Below are 15,574 nucleotides of genomic sequence, written 5' to 3'. Positions count from 1 at the left end.
GGGTCGTAAAGCAGTGTATCTTCTGGGTGAATACGTCATACAAAGTCCACCTACTGGAGCCGGTTGCGCAGAGCCGCGACCACGCTGTACTGCTGATCCGCGACTTGGCCGAGGGGATCGTACAGGGTCATTTGCAAACGCACGCTGCGGATGGTTGCCGGGTCTGCGGGATTACTGCTGTAGGAACTGACCGCGATATCGGTCGCGGATATCGCGACACCAAAGGAGACGGTGAAGCTCCTGACGTTGCTCACCAGTCCAGCCGCCTGGCCGGCTCCGGTGGCGACGGTGATCTGGTTGTTGCTGAAGGCATAGGTCTGCTTGCGCAAGGGAAAGGCCATTTGCCCGGCGGCCGGGGTGGCCGCACCCTGGGTGGCCGTCGCCGTACTGCGACAATCGGAAACGATCGTCCAGGTCGGTGCCCCGCCATTGCCGCCGATATCGGCGGTCACCAGCGTCAGGGTATTGCTGGCGCTGCTCCAGGTAATCGGCGTGGGCACAATCGCCAGGAAGTCCGCCGCCGCCGAGGTATTGATGGCACTGGTGGCCAGGCAGCCGAACATGCCGACCATACGAATTTCCTGCACCATCTTGCTGAGGATGAAACGCGCATCCTCCTGCATCCCGGCAGCCTTGTTCTGGCTGATGTAAGTGCTCTTGGCCGCGACGAATATCTGGGTGATGCCCAAGACGACGATCAGCCCCAGAGTAATGGCGATCATCAACTCGATCAGGCCGAAACCTCTGCTACGACGGCTCATGGCCCGGCTACCGGATCGACTGCAACGCGGCTACTGAGCGTGAAGCTAGCGGCCGCCGTGTCTTTGGCCATGTTGGCGGCCCGCTGATCACTCCAGTTGATTTTGATAGTGACCGCCCTGCCATTCACAACAATGCTCCCATCCCCGTTAACCCCGGCAAAATTATTGATGTTGGTCTTGAAGTCATAGAAATCGGCATCCCGGGCCACTGTCGAACCCGCCGTTGCGGTGCTGGCCTTAGCGCTGGCCAGGGTGTAGTCCGCATCCGGATTGGCACGGATACGGTCCATCATGTCGTAGGCAATGAAACTGGCCTGACTCCTCATCTTCGAGCTGTCCGTATAGATCAGCGCATCAAGCTGAATCGCCGCCGCCCCCAGCAGGCCGACAGCAAGGATCAACACCGAAATCAGTACTTCCACCAGGGTCATCCCTGATTGCCTCGCGCTCCTCGTCCGTCGCATCAACAACCTCCGCCCAATGAAACCCGGCCATTGAGGCACACATTGATCACGCGACTTTGTGTGCCCAGCGTGTAGGTGAAAATCACCGCGGAACCCGGGACGGACAAGCCGCCCAGATTATTGAAATCGAGGGTGGTGACTCCGGAGGTTACCACCAGGGTCGCCCCACTCGTCATGGCCGGCACGACCCGAATGTATTTGGCCGGACTGGCGCCCTCATCCGAGACCTGCAGAACCCCCAGATCGGTGGTCCAGGCCGCACCGCTAGTGGTGGGCCTGACACGAATGGAAACACCACGGTTCATGGCCTCGAGGCGCGCAAAGTTCAGCCCACGAACCAGATCGCTGGCCTCGGTATCGGCCTTGGAGCCCTGGATCGAACTGGTGAACGACGGCAAGGCAATCGCCACCAGGATCGCGAAGACCGCAAGGGTGACCATCAATTCGACCAAGGTAAAACCGTGGGTACTGCGGCGCATGAGAAATCCCTCGATGCCATCGACTATAACTAGCGGTACAACCCAAAACATTCTTCATCAGGACGTACGGTTGTTTTCTCAGGATCAACGCCCGGATCGTGGCGTAACACCCAGTCTCCAGGAGGGAGCCCGAATGAACCAGAAAGGATTCAGTCTTGTTCAGCTACTGATTGGCCTTGCCGTCATCGGCATTCTTGCCCAACTCACCCGCCCGGCATTCAGTGAACTGATCGCCTCACAGCGCCGCCAGGTGAGCGCCGATGAACTGGCAAATGGCCTGCAAGTGGCGAGAACCGAGGCGATTCTACGCCAGCAAACCGTTGTCATGCATGCATTGGAAGAGGATTGGAGTCGAGGCTGGCGGATCATCATCGACCGCAGCGGTCAAGGTCACCTGGACCCGGACAATCCGGTGCTGGTTGAACGACGTGGCGATGGACGGACACCGATCAGAGGCAACCGCTGGCTCGAGCAGTTTGTCCGCTTCACCCCTGTCGGATGGCTCAACCCGAACAACAGCACGTCAATGGGCGGAACCCTGCATATCTGCGCCAGGGACCAAGCGGTCAGCCACCATCAAGTGATCCTGGCGGCAAGCGGCCGGATCCGCCTGGAAAAAAGAGAAATCCCGGAGGCGCTCTGCGCCTCCCAAGGTTTACAGCAAGGAGCGAACGCGTAGTTCCTTGGGCATGGAGAAGGTCACATTCTCCTCCCGCCCGGCCAACTCGTCGGCACCGGTCGCGCCCCAGGCCTGGAGCTGCTGGATCACGCCACGCACCAGCACTTCCGGTGCCGAAGCCCCGGCGGTGATGCCGATCCGTTCGACACCGTCGAACCAGCTGCGCTGCAGGTCTTCGGCACCGTCGATCAGGTAGGCCGGGGTCGACATGCGCTCGGCCAGCTCGCGCAGGCGATTGGAGTTGGAGCTGTTCGGGCTGCCCACCACCAACACCACATCGCATTCGTCCGCCAGTTGCTTGACCGCGTCCTGGCGGTTCTGCGTGGCATAGCAGATATCGTCCTTGCGCGGCCCGCCAATGGCCGGGAAGCGCAACCGCAGGGCATCGATCACACGGCTGGTATCGTCCATGGACAAGGTGGTCTGGGTCACGAACGCCAGTTTTTCCGGGTTGCGCACCTGCAAGGCGGCGACGTCTTTCTCGTCCTCCACCAGATAGATCGAACCGCCGTTGGCATCGTCGTACTGACCCATGGTGCCTTCGACTTCCGGGTGACCTGCATGGCCGATCAGGATGCATTCACGACCGTCGCGGCTGTAGCGCGCCACTTCGATATGCACCTTGGTCACCAGCGGGCAGGTCGCGTCGAACACCTTCAGGCCACGGCCAGAGGCCTCCGTGCGCACAGCCTGGGAAACACCGTGGGCACTGAAGATCACGATCACGTCATCCGGGACCTGCTCCAGCTCTTCGACGAAGATGGCGCCACGGGCGCGCAGGTCTTCGACGACAAATTTATTGTGGACCACTTCATGGCGCACATAGATCGGCGGGCCGAAAACCTCCAGGGCCCGGTTGACGATTTCGATGGCCCGGTCCACGCCGGCGCAGAAGCCACGGGGGTTGGCGAGTTTGATATGCATGCTGTGCCTCGTGTCTTGCGCGCAAGGGGAAAGATTAAAGCGCCTTGACCTCGATGATCTCGACATCGAAGGTCAGGGTCTTGCCCGCCAGCGGGTGGTTGAAGTCGACGGTCACCTGGGTGTCGTCGAATGCCTTCACCACACCGGGCAGCTCGGTATTGGCCGCATCGTTGAAGATCACCAGCAATCCTTCCGACAGCTCCATGTCCTGGAACTGCGAACGCGGGATGACCTGCACATTCTGCGGGTTGGGCTGGCCGAAGGCATTTTCCGGGGCCACGGTGAGGTTACGTTTGTCGCCGGCCTTGAAGCCGAACAACGCCACCTCGAAGCCCGGCAGCAGGTTGCCGTCGCCGACCTTGAAGGTCGCCGGAGCCTTGTCGAAGGTGCTGTCGACGGTGTCGCCGTTTTCCAGGCGCAAGGCGAAGTGCAAGGTGACCTGGGTGTTCTGAGCAATGCGTTGCTCAGCCACTGCGTGTTCAGTCATGAACGGGTTCTCCGGACTTTTTGCTCTTGAACATATCCAGCGCCAGCATCACCGCACCCACGCTGATGGCGCTGTCGGCAAAGTTGAACGCCGGGAAGTACCAGCGGTTCTGCCAGTGCACCAGGACGAAGTCGATCACATGGCCCAGGGCGATGCGGTCATACAGGTTGCCCAAGGCACCGCCGAGCACCAGGGCCAGCGCAATCGCCAGCCAGGTTTCGTTGCGTCCCAGGCGCTTGAGCCAGACCACCAGCACGGCGCTGACCACCAGCGCGATCAGCGCGAACAGCCAGCGCTGCCAGCCGGAGCTTTCAGCCAGGAAGCTGAACGCCGCGCCGGTGTTGTAGGCCAGGGTCCAGCTGAAGTAATCGGGGATGATCACGATCTGCTGGTACAGGGTCAGCGAGCTTTCGAAGTGGAGCTTGCTGACCTGGTCGATGACCAGGACCAGCACGCTCAAGCACAACCAGCCCAGGCGGCCGAAACGGCCGGCACTGGCATTAGGCATAGTGGCGCACCTCGCCTTCGCCGCTGATATTGTCCACGCAACGACCGCAGATTTCCGGATGCTCCGGGTTGACCCCGACATCCTCGCGGTGATGCCAGCAACGGGCGCACTTGGCATGGGCCGACTTGACCACCTTGAGCTTGAGCCCGGCGACTTCGGTGACCACCGCATCCGCCGGGGCCAGCGCGAATGGCGCGACGGTCGCGGTGGAGGTGATCAGGACAAAACGCAGTTCGTTGCTCAGCTTGCCCAGGTCGGCCACCAGGGCCTCTTCGGCGAACAGGGTCACTTCGGCCTGCAGGTTGCCGCCGATGGCCTTGGCCGCCCGCAGGTTTTCCATCTCTTTGTTGACCGCGACCTTGACCGCCATGATCCGCTCCCAGTAGGCACGGTCCAGCTCGAAGCCTTCCGGCAGTTCGCTGAGACCTTCATACCAGGTGTTGAGCATGACCGACTCATTGCGCTCGCCCGGCAGGTACTGCCACAGCTCGTCGGCGGTGAAGGCCAGGATCGGCGCGATCCAGCGCACCAGCGCTTCGCTGATATGGAACAGCGCGGTCTGGCAGGAACGCCGGGCCTTGCTGTTGGCACCGGTGGTGTACTGGCGATCCTTGATGATGTCGAGGTAGAAACCGCCCAGCTCCTGCACACAGAAGTTGTGCACCTTGGAGTAGACGTTCCAGAAACGGTATTCGCCGTAGTGCAGTTCCAGCTCGCGTTGCAGCAACAGCGCGCGGTCCACGGCCCAACGGTCCAGGGCGAGCATCTCGTCGGCCGGCAGCAGGTCGGTGGCCGGGTTGAAGCCGCTCAGATTGGAGAGCAGGAAACGCGCGGTGTTGCGGATCCGCCGGTAGGCGTCGGCGCTGCGTTGCAGGATCTGGTCGGAGACCGCCATCTCGCCCGAGTAGTCGGTCGAGGCCACCCACAGGCGCATGATATCGGCGCCCAGGGTGTCGTTGACTTTCTGCGGCGCGATCACGTTGCCCAGGGACTTGGACATCTTGCGACCGGCCTCGTCGACGGTGAAACCATGGGTCAGCAGCTCGCGGTACGGCGCGTGGTTGTCGATGGCACAACCGGTCAGCAAGGACGAGTGGAACCAGCCGCGATGTTGGTCCGAGCCTTCCAGGTAGAGGTCGGCACGCGGACCGCTGTCATGGCCCATCGAATGCGAACCGCGCAGCACGTGCCAGTGGGTAGTGCCGGAGTCGAACCAGACGTCGAGGGTGTCGCTGATCTTGTCATACAGCGGCGCCTCGTCACCCAGCAACTCGGCGGCGTCCATCTTGAACCAGGCCTCGATGCCTTCGACTTCGACGCGTTGGGCCACCAGTTCCATCAATTCAGTGGTACGCGGGTGCAGCTCGCCGCTTTCCTTGTTCAGGAAGAACGGGATCGGCACGCCCCAGTTGCGCTGGCGGGAGATGCACCAGTCCGGACGGTTGGCGATCATCGAGTGCAGGCGCGCCTGGCCCCAGGCCGGGACGAACTGGGTCTCTTCGATGGCTTTGAGCGCACGCTCACGCAGGGTGTCGCCGGCCACCGGGGCCTTGTCCATGCCGATGAACCATTGCGCGGTGGCGCGGTAGATCAGCGGGGTCTTGTGGCGCCAGCAGTGCATGTAGCTGTGGCTGATGGTTTCGGTGTGCAGCAAGGCACCGACTTCGCTCAGCTTGTCGACGATGCCCGCGTTGGCCTTGAAGATGAACTGGCCGCCGAAGAACTCCAGGGACTCGGCATACACGCCGTTGCTCTGCACCGGGTTGAGGATCTCATCGTTGACCATGCCGTACTGCTTGCAGATCTTGAAGTCGTCCTCGCCGTAGGCCGGAGAGCAGTGCACGATGCCGGTACCGGCGCCCAGTTCGACGTAGTCGGCCAGGTACACCGGGGACAGGCGGTCGTAGAACGGGTGACGGAAGTTGATCAACTCCAGGGCTTCACCCTTGGCAATGGCCAGTACCGAGCCTTCCAGCTTGTAGCGCGCCAGGCACGACTCCAGCAGTTCTTCGGCCAGCACCAGCAGGCGGTCACCGACATCCACCAGGGCGTAGTTGAATTCCGGGTGAACGTTCAGCGCCTGGTTGGCCGGGATGGTCCACGGGGTGGTGGTCCAGATCACGATCGCCGCCGGTTTGCTCAGCGACGCCAGGCCGAACGCGGCGGCCAGCTTGTCCTGGTCGGCAATCGGGAAGGCCACGTCGATGGTCGAGGACTTCTTGTCCTGGTATTCGACTTCGGCTTCGGCCAGGGCCGAAGCGCAATCGAAGCACCAGTTCACCGGCTTGAGGCCCTTGAACACGAAACCGCCCTTGACGATTTCGGCGAGGGCGCGGATTTCACCGGCCTCGTTCTTGAAGTCCATGGTCCTGTAGGGGTTGGCGAAGTCGCCAAGCACGCCCAGGCGGATGAATTCGGACTTCTGTCCTTCGATCTGCTCGGTGGCGTAGGCACGGCACAGTTCGCGGGTCTTGTCCGCGCCCAGGTTCTTGCCATAGGTCACTTCGACCTTGTGTTCGATCGGCAGGCCATGACAGTCCCAACCCGGCACATAAGGGGCATCGAAGCCGGCCAGGGTCTTGGAACGGATGATCATGTCCTTGAGAATCTTGTTCAGCGCATGACCGATGTGAATCGTGCCGTTGGCATACGGAGGACCGTCGTGAAGCAGGAACTTCGGACGATCCTTGCCAATCTCGCGCAACTTCCCGTACAGGCCAATGCTGTCCCAGCGCTGCAGGATCTGCGGTTCGCGCTGTGGCAGGCCGGCCTTCATTGGGAAGGCGGTGTCCGGAAGGTTAAGCGTGGCTTTGTAGTCGGTCATTTCAGGCTCTTTTTAAGCGGTGAACCCTGCCAGTGGGCACGGGCGGCGGCGACGTCCGCATTGATCGCCGTCTTGAGCGCCTCCAGGGAGGCGAATCGCTGCTCATCGCGCAGCTTGTGGTGGAAAACCACAGTCAAACGCCGGTCGTACAGATCACCGGCAAAATCCAGCAGGTGCACTTCCAGGTGAGCGCTGCCATCACCTGAAACCGTGGGTCGCACGCCGATATTGGCGACGCCCGGCCACGGCTGGCCGTCGATCTCGACGCTGACCAGGTAAACCCCGGTCAACGGCACGCGACGGCGCTTGAGCTGCACGTTGGCCGTCGGCGTGCCCAATTGGCGCGCCAGCTTCTGGCCATGCAGCACCCGTCCGGCAATGCGGAACGGGCGGCCGAGCAAGCGCTCGGCCAGGGGGAAATCCGCCGCCGCCAGGGCATTACGCACCTGGGTGCTGCTGACCCGCAGGCCATCGAGCTCGACGGTCTGCGCCGCCTCGACGGTGAAACCGCGGGCACTGCCGGCTTGTTGCAGAAACGCAAAATCGCCGACGCGATCGCAGCCGAAGCGAAAATCGTCGCCGACTTCCAGATGCTGCACGCCGAGCCCCTCCACCAGGATGGTATCGACGAACTCGGCGGCGCTGAGTTTGCTCAGACGCTGGTTGAAGGCCAGGCACAGGACCCGGTCGACACCCTCGGCAGCCAGCAGCTTCAGCTTGTCGCGCAGGCGCGCCAGACGCGCCGGCGCGGTATCCGGAGCAAAGAATTCACGGGGCTGCGGTTCGAAAATCACCACGCAGCTGGGTAGGCCCAACTCCAGCGCGCGCTCGCGCAGTCGAGCCAGGATAGCCTGGTGACCACGGTGAACACCGTCAAAGTTGCCAATGGTGGCGACGCAGCCCCGATGCCGGGGGCGCAGGTTGTGAAGGCCTCGAACCAGCTGCATAACGCGCTTCTTGCTCATAAAGTGGTCGATTATAACCACACCCGGCGGCCGACGACAGGCAACAGCGCTACCCAAATCGATCGAACCGACAAAACTCGCCCCCCATGGGGGCACCACGGGCTAGGTCAATGATTTGCGATTGAAATGCCAAAGGCGCATGCCCAGCGCCAGCAACATGCCGAAATAGGCCAGTACACCGGCCGCCACCAGAGCCCCCAGACGCAGGAAACGCTCCAGCATATGCCCCTGGTCCCAGGCCGGCATGAAGTGCATCAGCCCCAGCAATACCGCCGACATCACCGCCACCGCCAACACCAGCTTCGCCAGATAAAGGCCCCAGCCCGGCTGCGGCACGAACAACTGCTGCTTGCGCAATTGCCAGAACAGCAGCCCGGCGTTGATGCAGGCCCCGGCGCTGATCGCCAGCGCCAGCCCGGCATGGGCCAGCGGCCCGATAAAGACCAGGTTGAGCAACTGGGTGACCGTCAGGGTGAAAATGGCGATTTTCACCGGCGTGCGAATGTTCTGCTGCGCATAGAAACCCGGCGCCAGCACCTTGATCATGATGATGCCCAGCAAACCCAGGGAGTAGGCCACCAGCGCCCGCTGGGTCATGGAAGCATCGAAAGCACTGAACTGGCCGTACTGGAACAACGCTACCGTCAGCGGTTCGGAGAGAATCGCCAGCGCCAGGGAGCATGGCAGCACCAGCACGAAGCACAGGCGCAGGCCCCAATCGAGAATCCGCGAATACTCGTGGCGGTCCTTGCTGGCGTAGGTCTTCGACAGGATCGGCAACAGAATGGTGCCCAGGGCCACACCGAGCACACCGGACGGCAACTCCATCAAACGGTCGGCGTAGTACATCCAGGACACCGAGCCCGCCACCAGAAAGGAGGCAAAGATGGTGTTGATGATCAGGGAGATCTGGCTCACCGAGACGCCGAGAATCGCCGGCAGCATCTGCTTCATCACTCGCCAGACACCGGCATCACGAAGATTCAGCCGTGGCAGCACCAGCATGCCGATTTTTTTCAGGCTCGGCAGTTGGTAGAGCAGTTGCGCCAGGCCACCGGCCAGCACCGCCCAGCCCAGGGCCATCACCGGCGGATCGAAGTATGGTGTCAGGAACAGGGCAAAAATGATCATGCTCACGTTCAGCAGCGTCGGCACGAAGGCCGGCACCGAAAAACGGTTCCAGGTATTGAGGATCGCCCCCGCCAAAGAGGACAGCGAGATCAGCAATATATAAGGGAACGTCACCCGCAGCAGGTCGGAGGTCAGCTTGAATTTCTCCGGCGTATTGGTGAAACCCGGAGCCGTGGCCCAGATCACCCAGGGCGCGGCAACCAAGCCGAGCACCGTCACCAATGCCAGCACCAGGGTCAGCAGGCCGCTGACATAAGCAATAAACGTACGGGTCGCCTCCTCGCCCTGCTGGCTCTTGTATTCCGCCAGGATCGGCACGAAGGCCTGGGAAAACGCCCCCTCGGCAAAGATCCGCCGCAGCAGGTTGGGCAGTTTGAAGGCGATAAAGAAGGCATCGGTGGCCATTCCGGCCCCGAAGATACGCGCGATAATCGTATCGCGAACGAACCCCAGAACCCGGGAAATCATCGTGATAGAGCTGACGGCAGCCAACGATTTGAGCAGATTCATTAAAAGAGTGTGCGCCTTTGGAGAAAGAGCAGGCGAACAAAGCGCCCAGTTGTGCGATACTCCGCGCCGCAACAGCACAGAGCCAAAGCTCGCGAGTTTACAGGTCAGGCGCCGGAAATAAATCACCCGTCACTTCAAGATCGACCACTCAGCGGAACGCATCACCCGCCCTTGACAAGACTTCAACTCATCGGCATGATTCGCGGCCTATTTTGTTTGCTATTTCCCAAAAAGTCTTTCGAGGAGCTCGACGGTGGCCAACACACCTTCCGCCAAAAAACGTGCAAAACAGGCTGAGAAGCGTCGCAGCCACAACGCCAGCCTGCGTTCCATGGTTCGTACCTACATCAAGAATGTGGTTAAAGCCATCGACGCAAAAGACGCTGCCAAAGCTCAAGCCGCTTATGTTCTGGCTGTTCCTGTTATCGACCGTATGGCCGATAAAGGCATCATCCACAAGAACAAGGCCGCTCGTCACAAGGGTCGTTTGAACGGCCACATCAAGGCTCTGAACCTTGCTGCTGCAGCCTAAGCGACACGCTTGTTAAAAAACCGACCTTAGGGTCGGTTTTTTATTGCCCGAAAGAAAGCATACCTATCGAATGTGGGAGCGGTGCTTGCCCGCGAAGCTTTTGGCGATCTTTAGCCCTCCTCGCAGGCAAGCTCCACTCCCACATTCCGAGCTTGCGCTCGACAACCGAAACCCCGCCGAGCCGACAACCTCAAAGCCTTACTGATGCGACCAAGGCAGGATTGGAATCGCCGTCACCGCATTCTGCGGACTGCCTTCGATCAAACGGTCGCTGTAGACCAGATACACCAGGGTATTGCGCTTCTTGTCGAGGAAACGCACCACCTGCATGGTCTTGAACACCAGCGAGGTGCGCTCCTTGAACACTTCCTCGCCATCCTTCAACTCACCGCTGAAGCGAATCGGCCCGACCTGACGACAGGCCAAGGAGGCCTCGGCACGGTCCTCGGCCAACCCCAGGCCACCTTTCAAGCCGCCGGTCTTGGCCCGGGACAGGTAGCAGGTCACTCCCTCGACCTTGGGGTCGTCAAACGCCTCGACCACGATACGATCGTTCGGCCCGACAAACTTGAAGACCGTCGACACTTGACCAATCTCTTCCGCCGACGCCAGCAACGGCATCACCAACAGCACCCCCAACCCCAACAATCCCTTTGCGATACCCATACCCATATCCCTCAATCCATCACACCAGAATCAGGTTATCGCGGTGCACCAGCTCAGGCTCCGCCATATACCCCAGCACACCGACAATCGCGTCCGACGGCTGACCGATAATCTTTTGCGCCTCAAGCGCACTGTAGTTCGCCAACCCGCGAGCGATCTCGCGCCCGTCCGCCGCCACGCACACCACCATCTCACCACGACGGAAACTGCCCTGGACCAGCTTCACCCCTACCGGCAGCAGGCTTTTGTGGTCCCGCGCCAGCGCATTCACCGCGCCATCATCGAGCACCAGCGTACCGCGGGTCTGCAGATGCCCGGCCAGCCACTGCTTGCGCGCCGCCAGCATGCCGCGCTCGGGCGAGAGCAAGGTACCAATGCGCTCGCCCGACTTCAGACGATCCAGCACCCGCTCCAGGCGCCCGCCGACAATGATCGTGTGCGCCCCGGAGCGCGCCGCCAGCCGCGCCGCGCGCAACTTGGTCTGCATGCCGCCGCGCCCCAGCGCGCCACCGGTACCGCCCGCCACCGCATCCAGCGCCGGATCATCGGCACGCGCCTCGTAAATCAGCTGGGCATCGGGGTTGTTGCGCGGATCGGCGTCGAACATGCCATCGCGATCAGTGAGAATCACCAGCAGATCCGCTTCCACCAGGTTGGCCACCAGCGCCGCCAGGGTGTCGTTGTCGCCAAAACGGATTTCATCGGTGACCACGGTGTCGTTCTCATTGATCACCGGAATGACCTTGAGCTCCACCAGCGCCCGCAAGGTGCTGCGCGCATTGAGGTAGCGCTTGCGATCGGACAAGTCGTCATGGGTCAGGAGGATCTGCGCGGTATGCCGGCCATGCTCGGCAAAGCTCGACTCCCAGGCCTGCACCAGACCCATCTGACCAATGGCGGCGGCGGCCTGCAACTCATGCATGGCCGTCGGTCGCACCGTCCAGCCCAGGCGACTCATACCCGCCGCCACCGCACCGGAAGACACCAGCACCAGCTCGACACCCGCCTCATGCAACGCCACCATCTGCTCGACCCAGACGCCCATTGCGGCGCGATCCAGCCCCTTGCCGTCCGCCGTCAGCAGTGCGCTGCCGATCTTCACGACCCAACGCTGCGCACCTGTCACCTTGCTCCGCATCATCTTTCAACCTTGGCTTGCGGACAGCGCGACCGAGCGCTGCCCATGCGATTGTTCAGAGTAGCCGGCTCCCAGAAACCAGAACGCCGCTCGAATGAGCGGCGCCAGGTGGAACAGGCCGATGACGATGATAACACCGCCTCCAGTCGGATAGACCGCCCACTCACCCTCGAGCAGCGGCCAATCCGCACAACAAAGCCTAAGATCAGTCGCGCACGTAGATGATTTCCGGGCCATCTTCGTCATCGACATCTTCTTCGTCCCAGTCATCGTCGCCGATGTCATGGACGCTCTTGACGCCACTGCGGCGCAGGGCACGCTGGTCATCCAGGGCCTGCAACTGGGCACGCGCCTCATCTTCGATGCGCTGATCGAGATCGCGCAGCTCGTCGGCATAAGCCGGATCGTTGGCCAGGCGATCAAGACGATCTTCCAGATAACGCATGATGTCACGAGTCAGGCGCTCGGTCCCTTCCTTGGCAATCGCCGAGATCACATAGACCGGACCGGTCCACTGCAGGCGCTCGACCACTTGCTTGACCCGCTCCTCATGCTCTTCCTCGAGGATCTGGTCGCACTTGTTCAGCACCAGCCAGCGATCACGCTCAGCCAGGGACGGGCTGAACTTGGTCAGCTCGTTGACGATCACTTCAGCGGCATCCGGCGCACTGCTGTCATCCAGCGGCGCCATATCGACGAGGTGCAGCAGCAAACGCGTGCGCGCCAAGTGCTTGAGGAAACGAATCCCCAGACCGGCACCCGCCGAGGCCCCTTCGATCAACCCCGGGATATCGGCGATGACGAAACTCTTCCAGCGGTCGACACTGACCACCCCCAGGTTCGGCACCAGGGTGGTGAACGGATAATCCGCCACCTTCGGCTTGGCCGCCGAAACCGAACGGATAAAGGTACTTTTACCAGCGTTCGGCAAGCCCAACAGACCGACATCCGCCAACACCTTCATTTCCAGCTTGAGGTCGCGCTGCTCGCCCGGCTTGCCCGGCGTAGTCTGGCGCGGCGCACGGTTGGTGCTGGATTTGAAACGGGTATTGCCCAAACCGTGCCAGCCGCCATGAACCACCAGCAGGCGCTGGCCAGCCTTGACCAGGTCACCGATGACTTCCTGGGTAGCGGAATCGATCACCGTGGTACCGACCGGTACGCGCAGCTCCAGATCCTCGCCCTTTTTGCCAGTGCAGTCGGTGCTGCCGCCATTGGAACCGCGCTCGGCATCGAAGTGCCGGGTATAGCGGTAATCCACCAGGGTATTGAGGTTTTCGTCGGCGACCATATAGATCGAGCCGCCGTCACCACCATCACCACCGTTGGGGCCACCGTTTTCGATGAATTTTTCCCGACGGAAACTCATGCAACCGTTGCCGCCGTCGCCAGCTTTTACGCGAATCGATACTTCATCAACGAACTTCATAACACACGCCTCTCGCCACCAGGACGAGCCGAAAAAATCACAGATACAAGTATAAGACTCTTGCAAAGATGAGCGCGGCGACCTCAATCAACGACCGAAAAATCCAGCGCCGGCAGCCCATACAAACAGCTTTGCAAGAGACTCACCCCACAAACGAAAAAGCCCCGTCGCAAGACGGGGCTTCTCCAGCATCCTCGCGATTAAGCCGCGACAATGCTCACGTAACGGCGGTTGAACGCGCCTTTTACTTCAAACTTGATCACGCCTTCGACTTTAGCGAAGAGAGTGTGATCTTTACCCATGCCAACGCCGTAACCGGCGTGGAACTGGGTACCGCGCTGACGCACGATGATGTTGCCCGCTTTGATAGCCTGGCCGCCATACATCTTCACGCCAAGGCGTTTGGCTTCTGAGTCGCGACCGTTACGGGTACTACCACCAGCTTTTTTGTGTGCCATGAGTTCAATTCTCCAAAAAGGGGATTAGGCTGAAATTAAGCCTGAATACCGGTGATTTTGATCTCGGTGTACCACTGACGGTGGCCCATACGCTTCATGTGGTGCTTACGACGACGGAACTTGATGATGCGGACTTTATCGTGACGACCTTGGGAGATCACTTCAGCCACAACGGTAGCGCCAGCAACCACTGGAGCGCCGATGTTCACGTCATCGCCATTGGCGACCAACAGAACGCGATCAAAGGTAACGGATTCGCCAGTGGCGATTTCCAGTTTCTCGATCTTCAGGTATTCACCTGGAGCGACTTTGTACTGCTTGCCGCCGGTAACGATTACTGCGTAAGACATGGTATTTCTCCGATAATCCTGCTCACCCAGCGCTTTATAGGTAAAGGTATTGGCTGGCATGGCTGCATGGGGCTGGAACGGCCCAGATGCAATTGCGTAAGGCAGGTGCTGCCCAGGAAGTTCAGGGTGCGCGATTGTACGCAAGCCACCAGGTCATTGCAAGCCTGCGGACCGCGTGCCTTGACAGCGTAGACCCCCCGCCCTAGCATGCCGCGCAACCCTTCTGGAGCGACTCCCGCTGATGCAACCCCAAGCTTTCTACCGCGCGGTGGCGGACGATTTTAGCGCCGTCGACGGCATCATCAAGAAGCAGTTGACTTCGCGGGTGCCACTGGTCTCGAAAATCGGCGATTACATCACCTCGGCCGGCGGCAAGCGCCTGCGTCCTTTATTGGTGCTGCTGTGCGGCAAGGCCCTGGGCCGCGAAGGCGATGACCTGCGCCTGCTGGCCGCCACCATCGAGTTCCTGCACACCGCCACCCTGCTGCACGATGACGTGGTCGACATGTCCGGCATGCGCCGTGGCCGTTCCACCGCCAACGCCATGTGGGGTAATGCCCCGAGCGTGCTGGTGGGCGACTTCCTGTACTCGCGCTCCTTCGAGATGATGGTCGAGCTGGGCTCGATGCCGGTGATGAAGATTCTTTCACAGGCCACCCGCATCATCGCCGAGGGCGAAGTGTTGCAGTTGTCCAAGGTCCGCGACGCCAGCACCACTGAAGAAACCTATATGGAAGTCATCCGCGGCAAGACCGCGATGCTCTTCGAGGCCTCGACCCACAGCGCCGCAGCCCTGTGCCAGGCGACACCGGAACAGACCGAGGCGCTGCGCACCTTCGGCGACCACCTGGGTGTTGCGTTCCAGCTGGTGGACGACCTGCTGGACTACAAGGGCGATGCCGAGACCCTGGGCAAGAATGTCGGCGACGACCTGGCCGAAGGCAAGCCGACCCTACCACTGATCTACACCATGCGCGAAGGCACGCCGGAACAGGTGGCCCTGGTGCGCCAGGCGATCCAGAAAGGCGGCATCGAAGACCTGGAAAGCATTCGCGAAGCGGTACAGGCCTCCGGCTCCCTGGACTACACCGCGCAACTGGCCCGCGACTACGTGGCACGGGCGATTGCCTGCCTGGAAGCGCTGCCGGCGAGCGAATACCGCGACGCCCTGGTGGAACTGAGCGAGTTTGCGGTCGCCCGCACGCACTGATTCTCCCCTGCAAGCACCGCTCGTGGGAGCGGAGCTTGTCGCCGCGAAGGCGCCAGTAA

General features: G+C 61.2%; 17 protein-coding genes. 3 read left to right on the top strand and 14 right to left on the bottom strand.

Going from position 1 to position 15,574, the window contains the following annotated elements:
* Positions 1-50: 50 nt before the first annotated feature.
* From M5B99_RS14625 to M5B99_RS14615, 3 genes are read right to left on the bottom strand one after another with little or no spacing between them, the layout of a single operon-like run.
* A complete protein-coding gene (locus M5B99_RS14625; RefSeq protein WP_248804673.1) occupies positions 51-761 on the bottom strand; it encodes a PilW family protein in 711 nt (236 codons plus the stop codon).
* Positions 758-1,225 (bottom strand): type IV pilus modification protein PilV, encoded by a 468-nt coding sequence (gene pilV / locus M5B99_RS14620; RefSeq protein WP_263860521.1) that lies wholly within the window; start codon positions 1,223-1,225, stop codon positions 758-760. Before pilV ends, M5B99_RS14625 begins: the two co-directional genes overlap by 4 nt.
* A complete protein-coding gene (locus tag M5B99_RS14615) occupies positions 1,225-1,704 on the bottom strand; it encodes a GspH/FimT family pseudopilin (RefSeq protein WP_248804671.1) in 480 nt (159 codons plus the stop codon). Before M5B99_RS14615 ends, pilV begins: the two co-directional genes overlap by 1 nt.
* Before the next feature lie 133 nt (positions 1,705-1,837).
* On the opposite strand from M5B99_RS14615, the gene M5B99_RS14610 reads away from it, so the two are divergent.
* The gene (locus M5B99_RS14610; RefSeq protein ID WP_248804670.1) at positions 1,838-2,383 is read left to right on the top strand and encodes a GspH/FimT family pseudopilin; all 546 of its coding nucleotides are present in this window, start codon (positions 1,838-1,840) and stop codon (positions 2,381-2,383) included.
* Here M5B99_RS14610 and ispH read toward each other — a convergent pair.
* The 6 genes from ispH to murJ form a co-directional block, all read right to left on the bottom strand.
* Entirely contained in the window at positions 2,360-3,307 is a 948-nt protein-coding gene (ispH, locus tag M5B99_RS14605; RefSeq protein WP_152742083.1) for a 4-hydroxy-3-methylbut-2-enyl diphosphate reductase, read from the bottom strand. The two genes, M5B99_RS14610 and ispH, sit on opposite strands and share 24 nt — an antisense overlap.
* A gap of 34 nt (positions 3,308-3,341) precedes the next feature.
* On the bottom strand, positions 3,342-3,779 hold the full coding sequence (gene fkpB / locus M5B99_RS14600; RefSeq protein ID WP_248804774.1) for an FKBP-type peptidyl-prolyl cis-trans isomerase: 438 nt from the start codon (positions 3,777-3,779) through the stop codon (positions 3,342-3,344).
* A 7-nt stretch (positions 3,780-3,786) separates the two neighbouring features.
* A complete protein-coding gene (gene lspA / locus M5B99_RS14595; protein ID WP_248804669.1) occupies positions 3,787-4,302 on the bottom strand; it encodes a signal peptidase II in 516 nt (171 codons plus the stop codon).
* Complete coding sequence (gene ileS / locus M5B99_RS14590; RefSeq protein WP_248804668.1) at positions 4,295-7,126, bottom strand: isoleucine--tRNA ligase; 2,832 nt, start codon at positions 7,124-7,126, stop codon at positions 4,295-4,297. Before ileS ends, lspA begins: the two co-directional genes overlap by 8 nt.
* Complete coding sequence (gene ribF / locus M5B99_RS14585; protein WP_248804667.1) at positions 7,123-8,073, bottom strand: bifunctional riboflavin kinase/FAD synthetase; 951 nt, start codon at positions 8,071-8,073, stop codon at positions 7,123-7,125. The genes ileS and ribF overlap by 4 nt, the downstream gene beginning before the upstream one ends.
* A 120-nt stretch (positions 8,074-8,193) precedes the next feature.
* Entirely contained in the window at positions 8,194-9,732 is a 1,539-nt protein-coding gene (gene murJ / locus M5B99_RS14580; RefSeq protein ID WP_248804666.1) for a murein biosynthesis integral membrane protein MurJ, read from the bottom strand.
* A 253-nt stretch (positions 9,733-9,985) separates the two neighbouring features.
* Between murJ and rpsT the strand changes: the two genes are divergently transcribed.
* Positions 9,986-10,264 (top strand): 30S ribosomal protein S20, encoded by a 279-nt coding sequence (gene rpsT / locus M5B99_RS14575; RefSeq protein WP_016967023.1) that lies wholly within the window; start codon positions 9,986-9,988, stop codon positions 10,262-10,264.
* Positions 10,265-10,462: 198 nt separating this feature from the next.
* On the opposite strand, the gene M5B99_RS14570 is transcribed toward rpsT, so the two are convergent.
* The 5 genes from M5B99_RS14570 to rplU form a co-directional block, all read right to left on the bottom strand.
* Positions 10,463-10,930 (bottom strand): CreA family protein, encoded by a 468-nt coding sequence (locus M5B99_RS14570; protein WP_248804665.1) that lies wholly within the window; start codon positions 10,928-10,930, stop codon positions 10,463-10,465.
* 19 nt (positions 10,931-10,949) lie between these two features.
* Positions 10,950-12,068: a glutamate 5-kinase gene (gene proB, locus M5B99_RS14565; RefSeq protein WP_248804773.1), complete on the bottom strand. Its 1,119-nt coding sequence runs from the start codon at positions 12,066-12,068 to the stop codon at positions 10,950-10,952.
* A 205-nt stretch (positions 12,069-12,273) separates the two neighbouring features.
* A complete protein-coding gene (gene cgtA, locus M5B99_RS14560; RefSeq protein WP_248799468.1) occupies positions 12,274-13,497 on the bottom strand; it encodes an Obg family GTPase CgtA in 1,224 nt (407 codons plus the stop codon).
* Positions 13,498-13,697: 200 nt separating this feature from the next.
* The gene (gene rpmA / locus M5B99_RS14555; protein WP_042934223.1) at positions 13,698-13,955 is read right to left on the bottom strand and encodes a 50S ribosomal protein L27; all 258 of its coding nucleotides are present in this window, start codon (positions 13,953-13,955) and stop codon (positions 13,698-13,700) included.
* 35 nt (positions 13,956-13,990) lie between these two features.
* Positions 13,991-14,305 carry a 50S ribosomal protein L21 gene (rplU, locus tag M5B99_RS14550; protein WP_003176051.1) on the bottom strand — a complete coding sequence of 105 codons (315 nt, stop codon included), beginning with the start codon at positions 14,303-14,305 and terminating at the stop codon, positions 13,991-13,993.
* Between the two features lie 241 nt (positions 14,306-14,546).
* Between rplU and M5B99_RS14545 the strand changes: the two genes are divergently transcribed.
* A complete protein-coding gene (locus M5B99_RS14545) occupies positions 14,547-15,515 on the top strand; it encodes a polyprenyl synthetase family protein (protein ID WP_248804664.1) in 969 nt (322 codons plus the stop codon).
* Positions 15,516-15,574 lie beyond the last annotated feature (59 nt).

This window comes from Pseudomonas sp. MWU13-2100 (assembly GCF_023242365.1).
GTDB lineage: Bacteria > Pseudomonadota > Gammaproteobacteria > Pseudomonadales > Pseudomonadaceae > Aquipseudomonas.
Note: the sequence above shows the minus strand (reverse complement) of the source record. Positions and strands in the feature narration are given on the sequence as shown.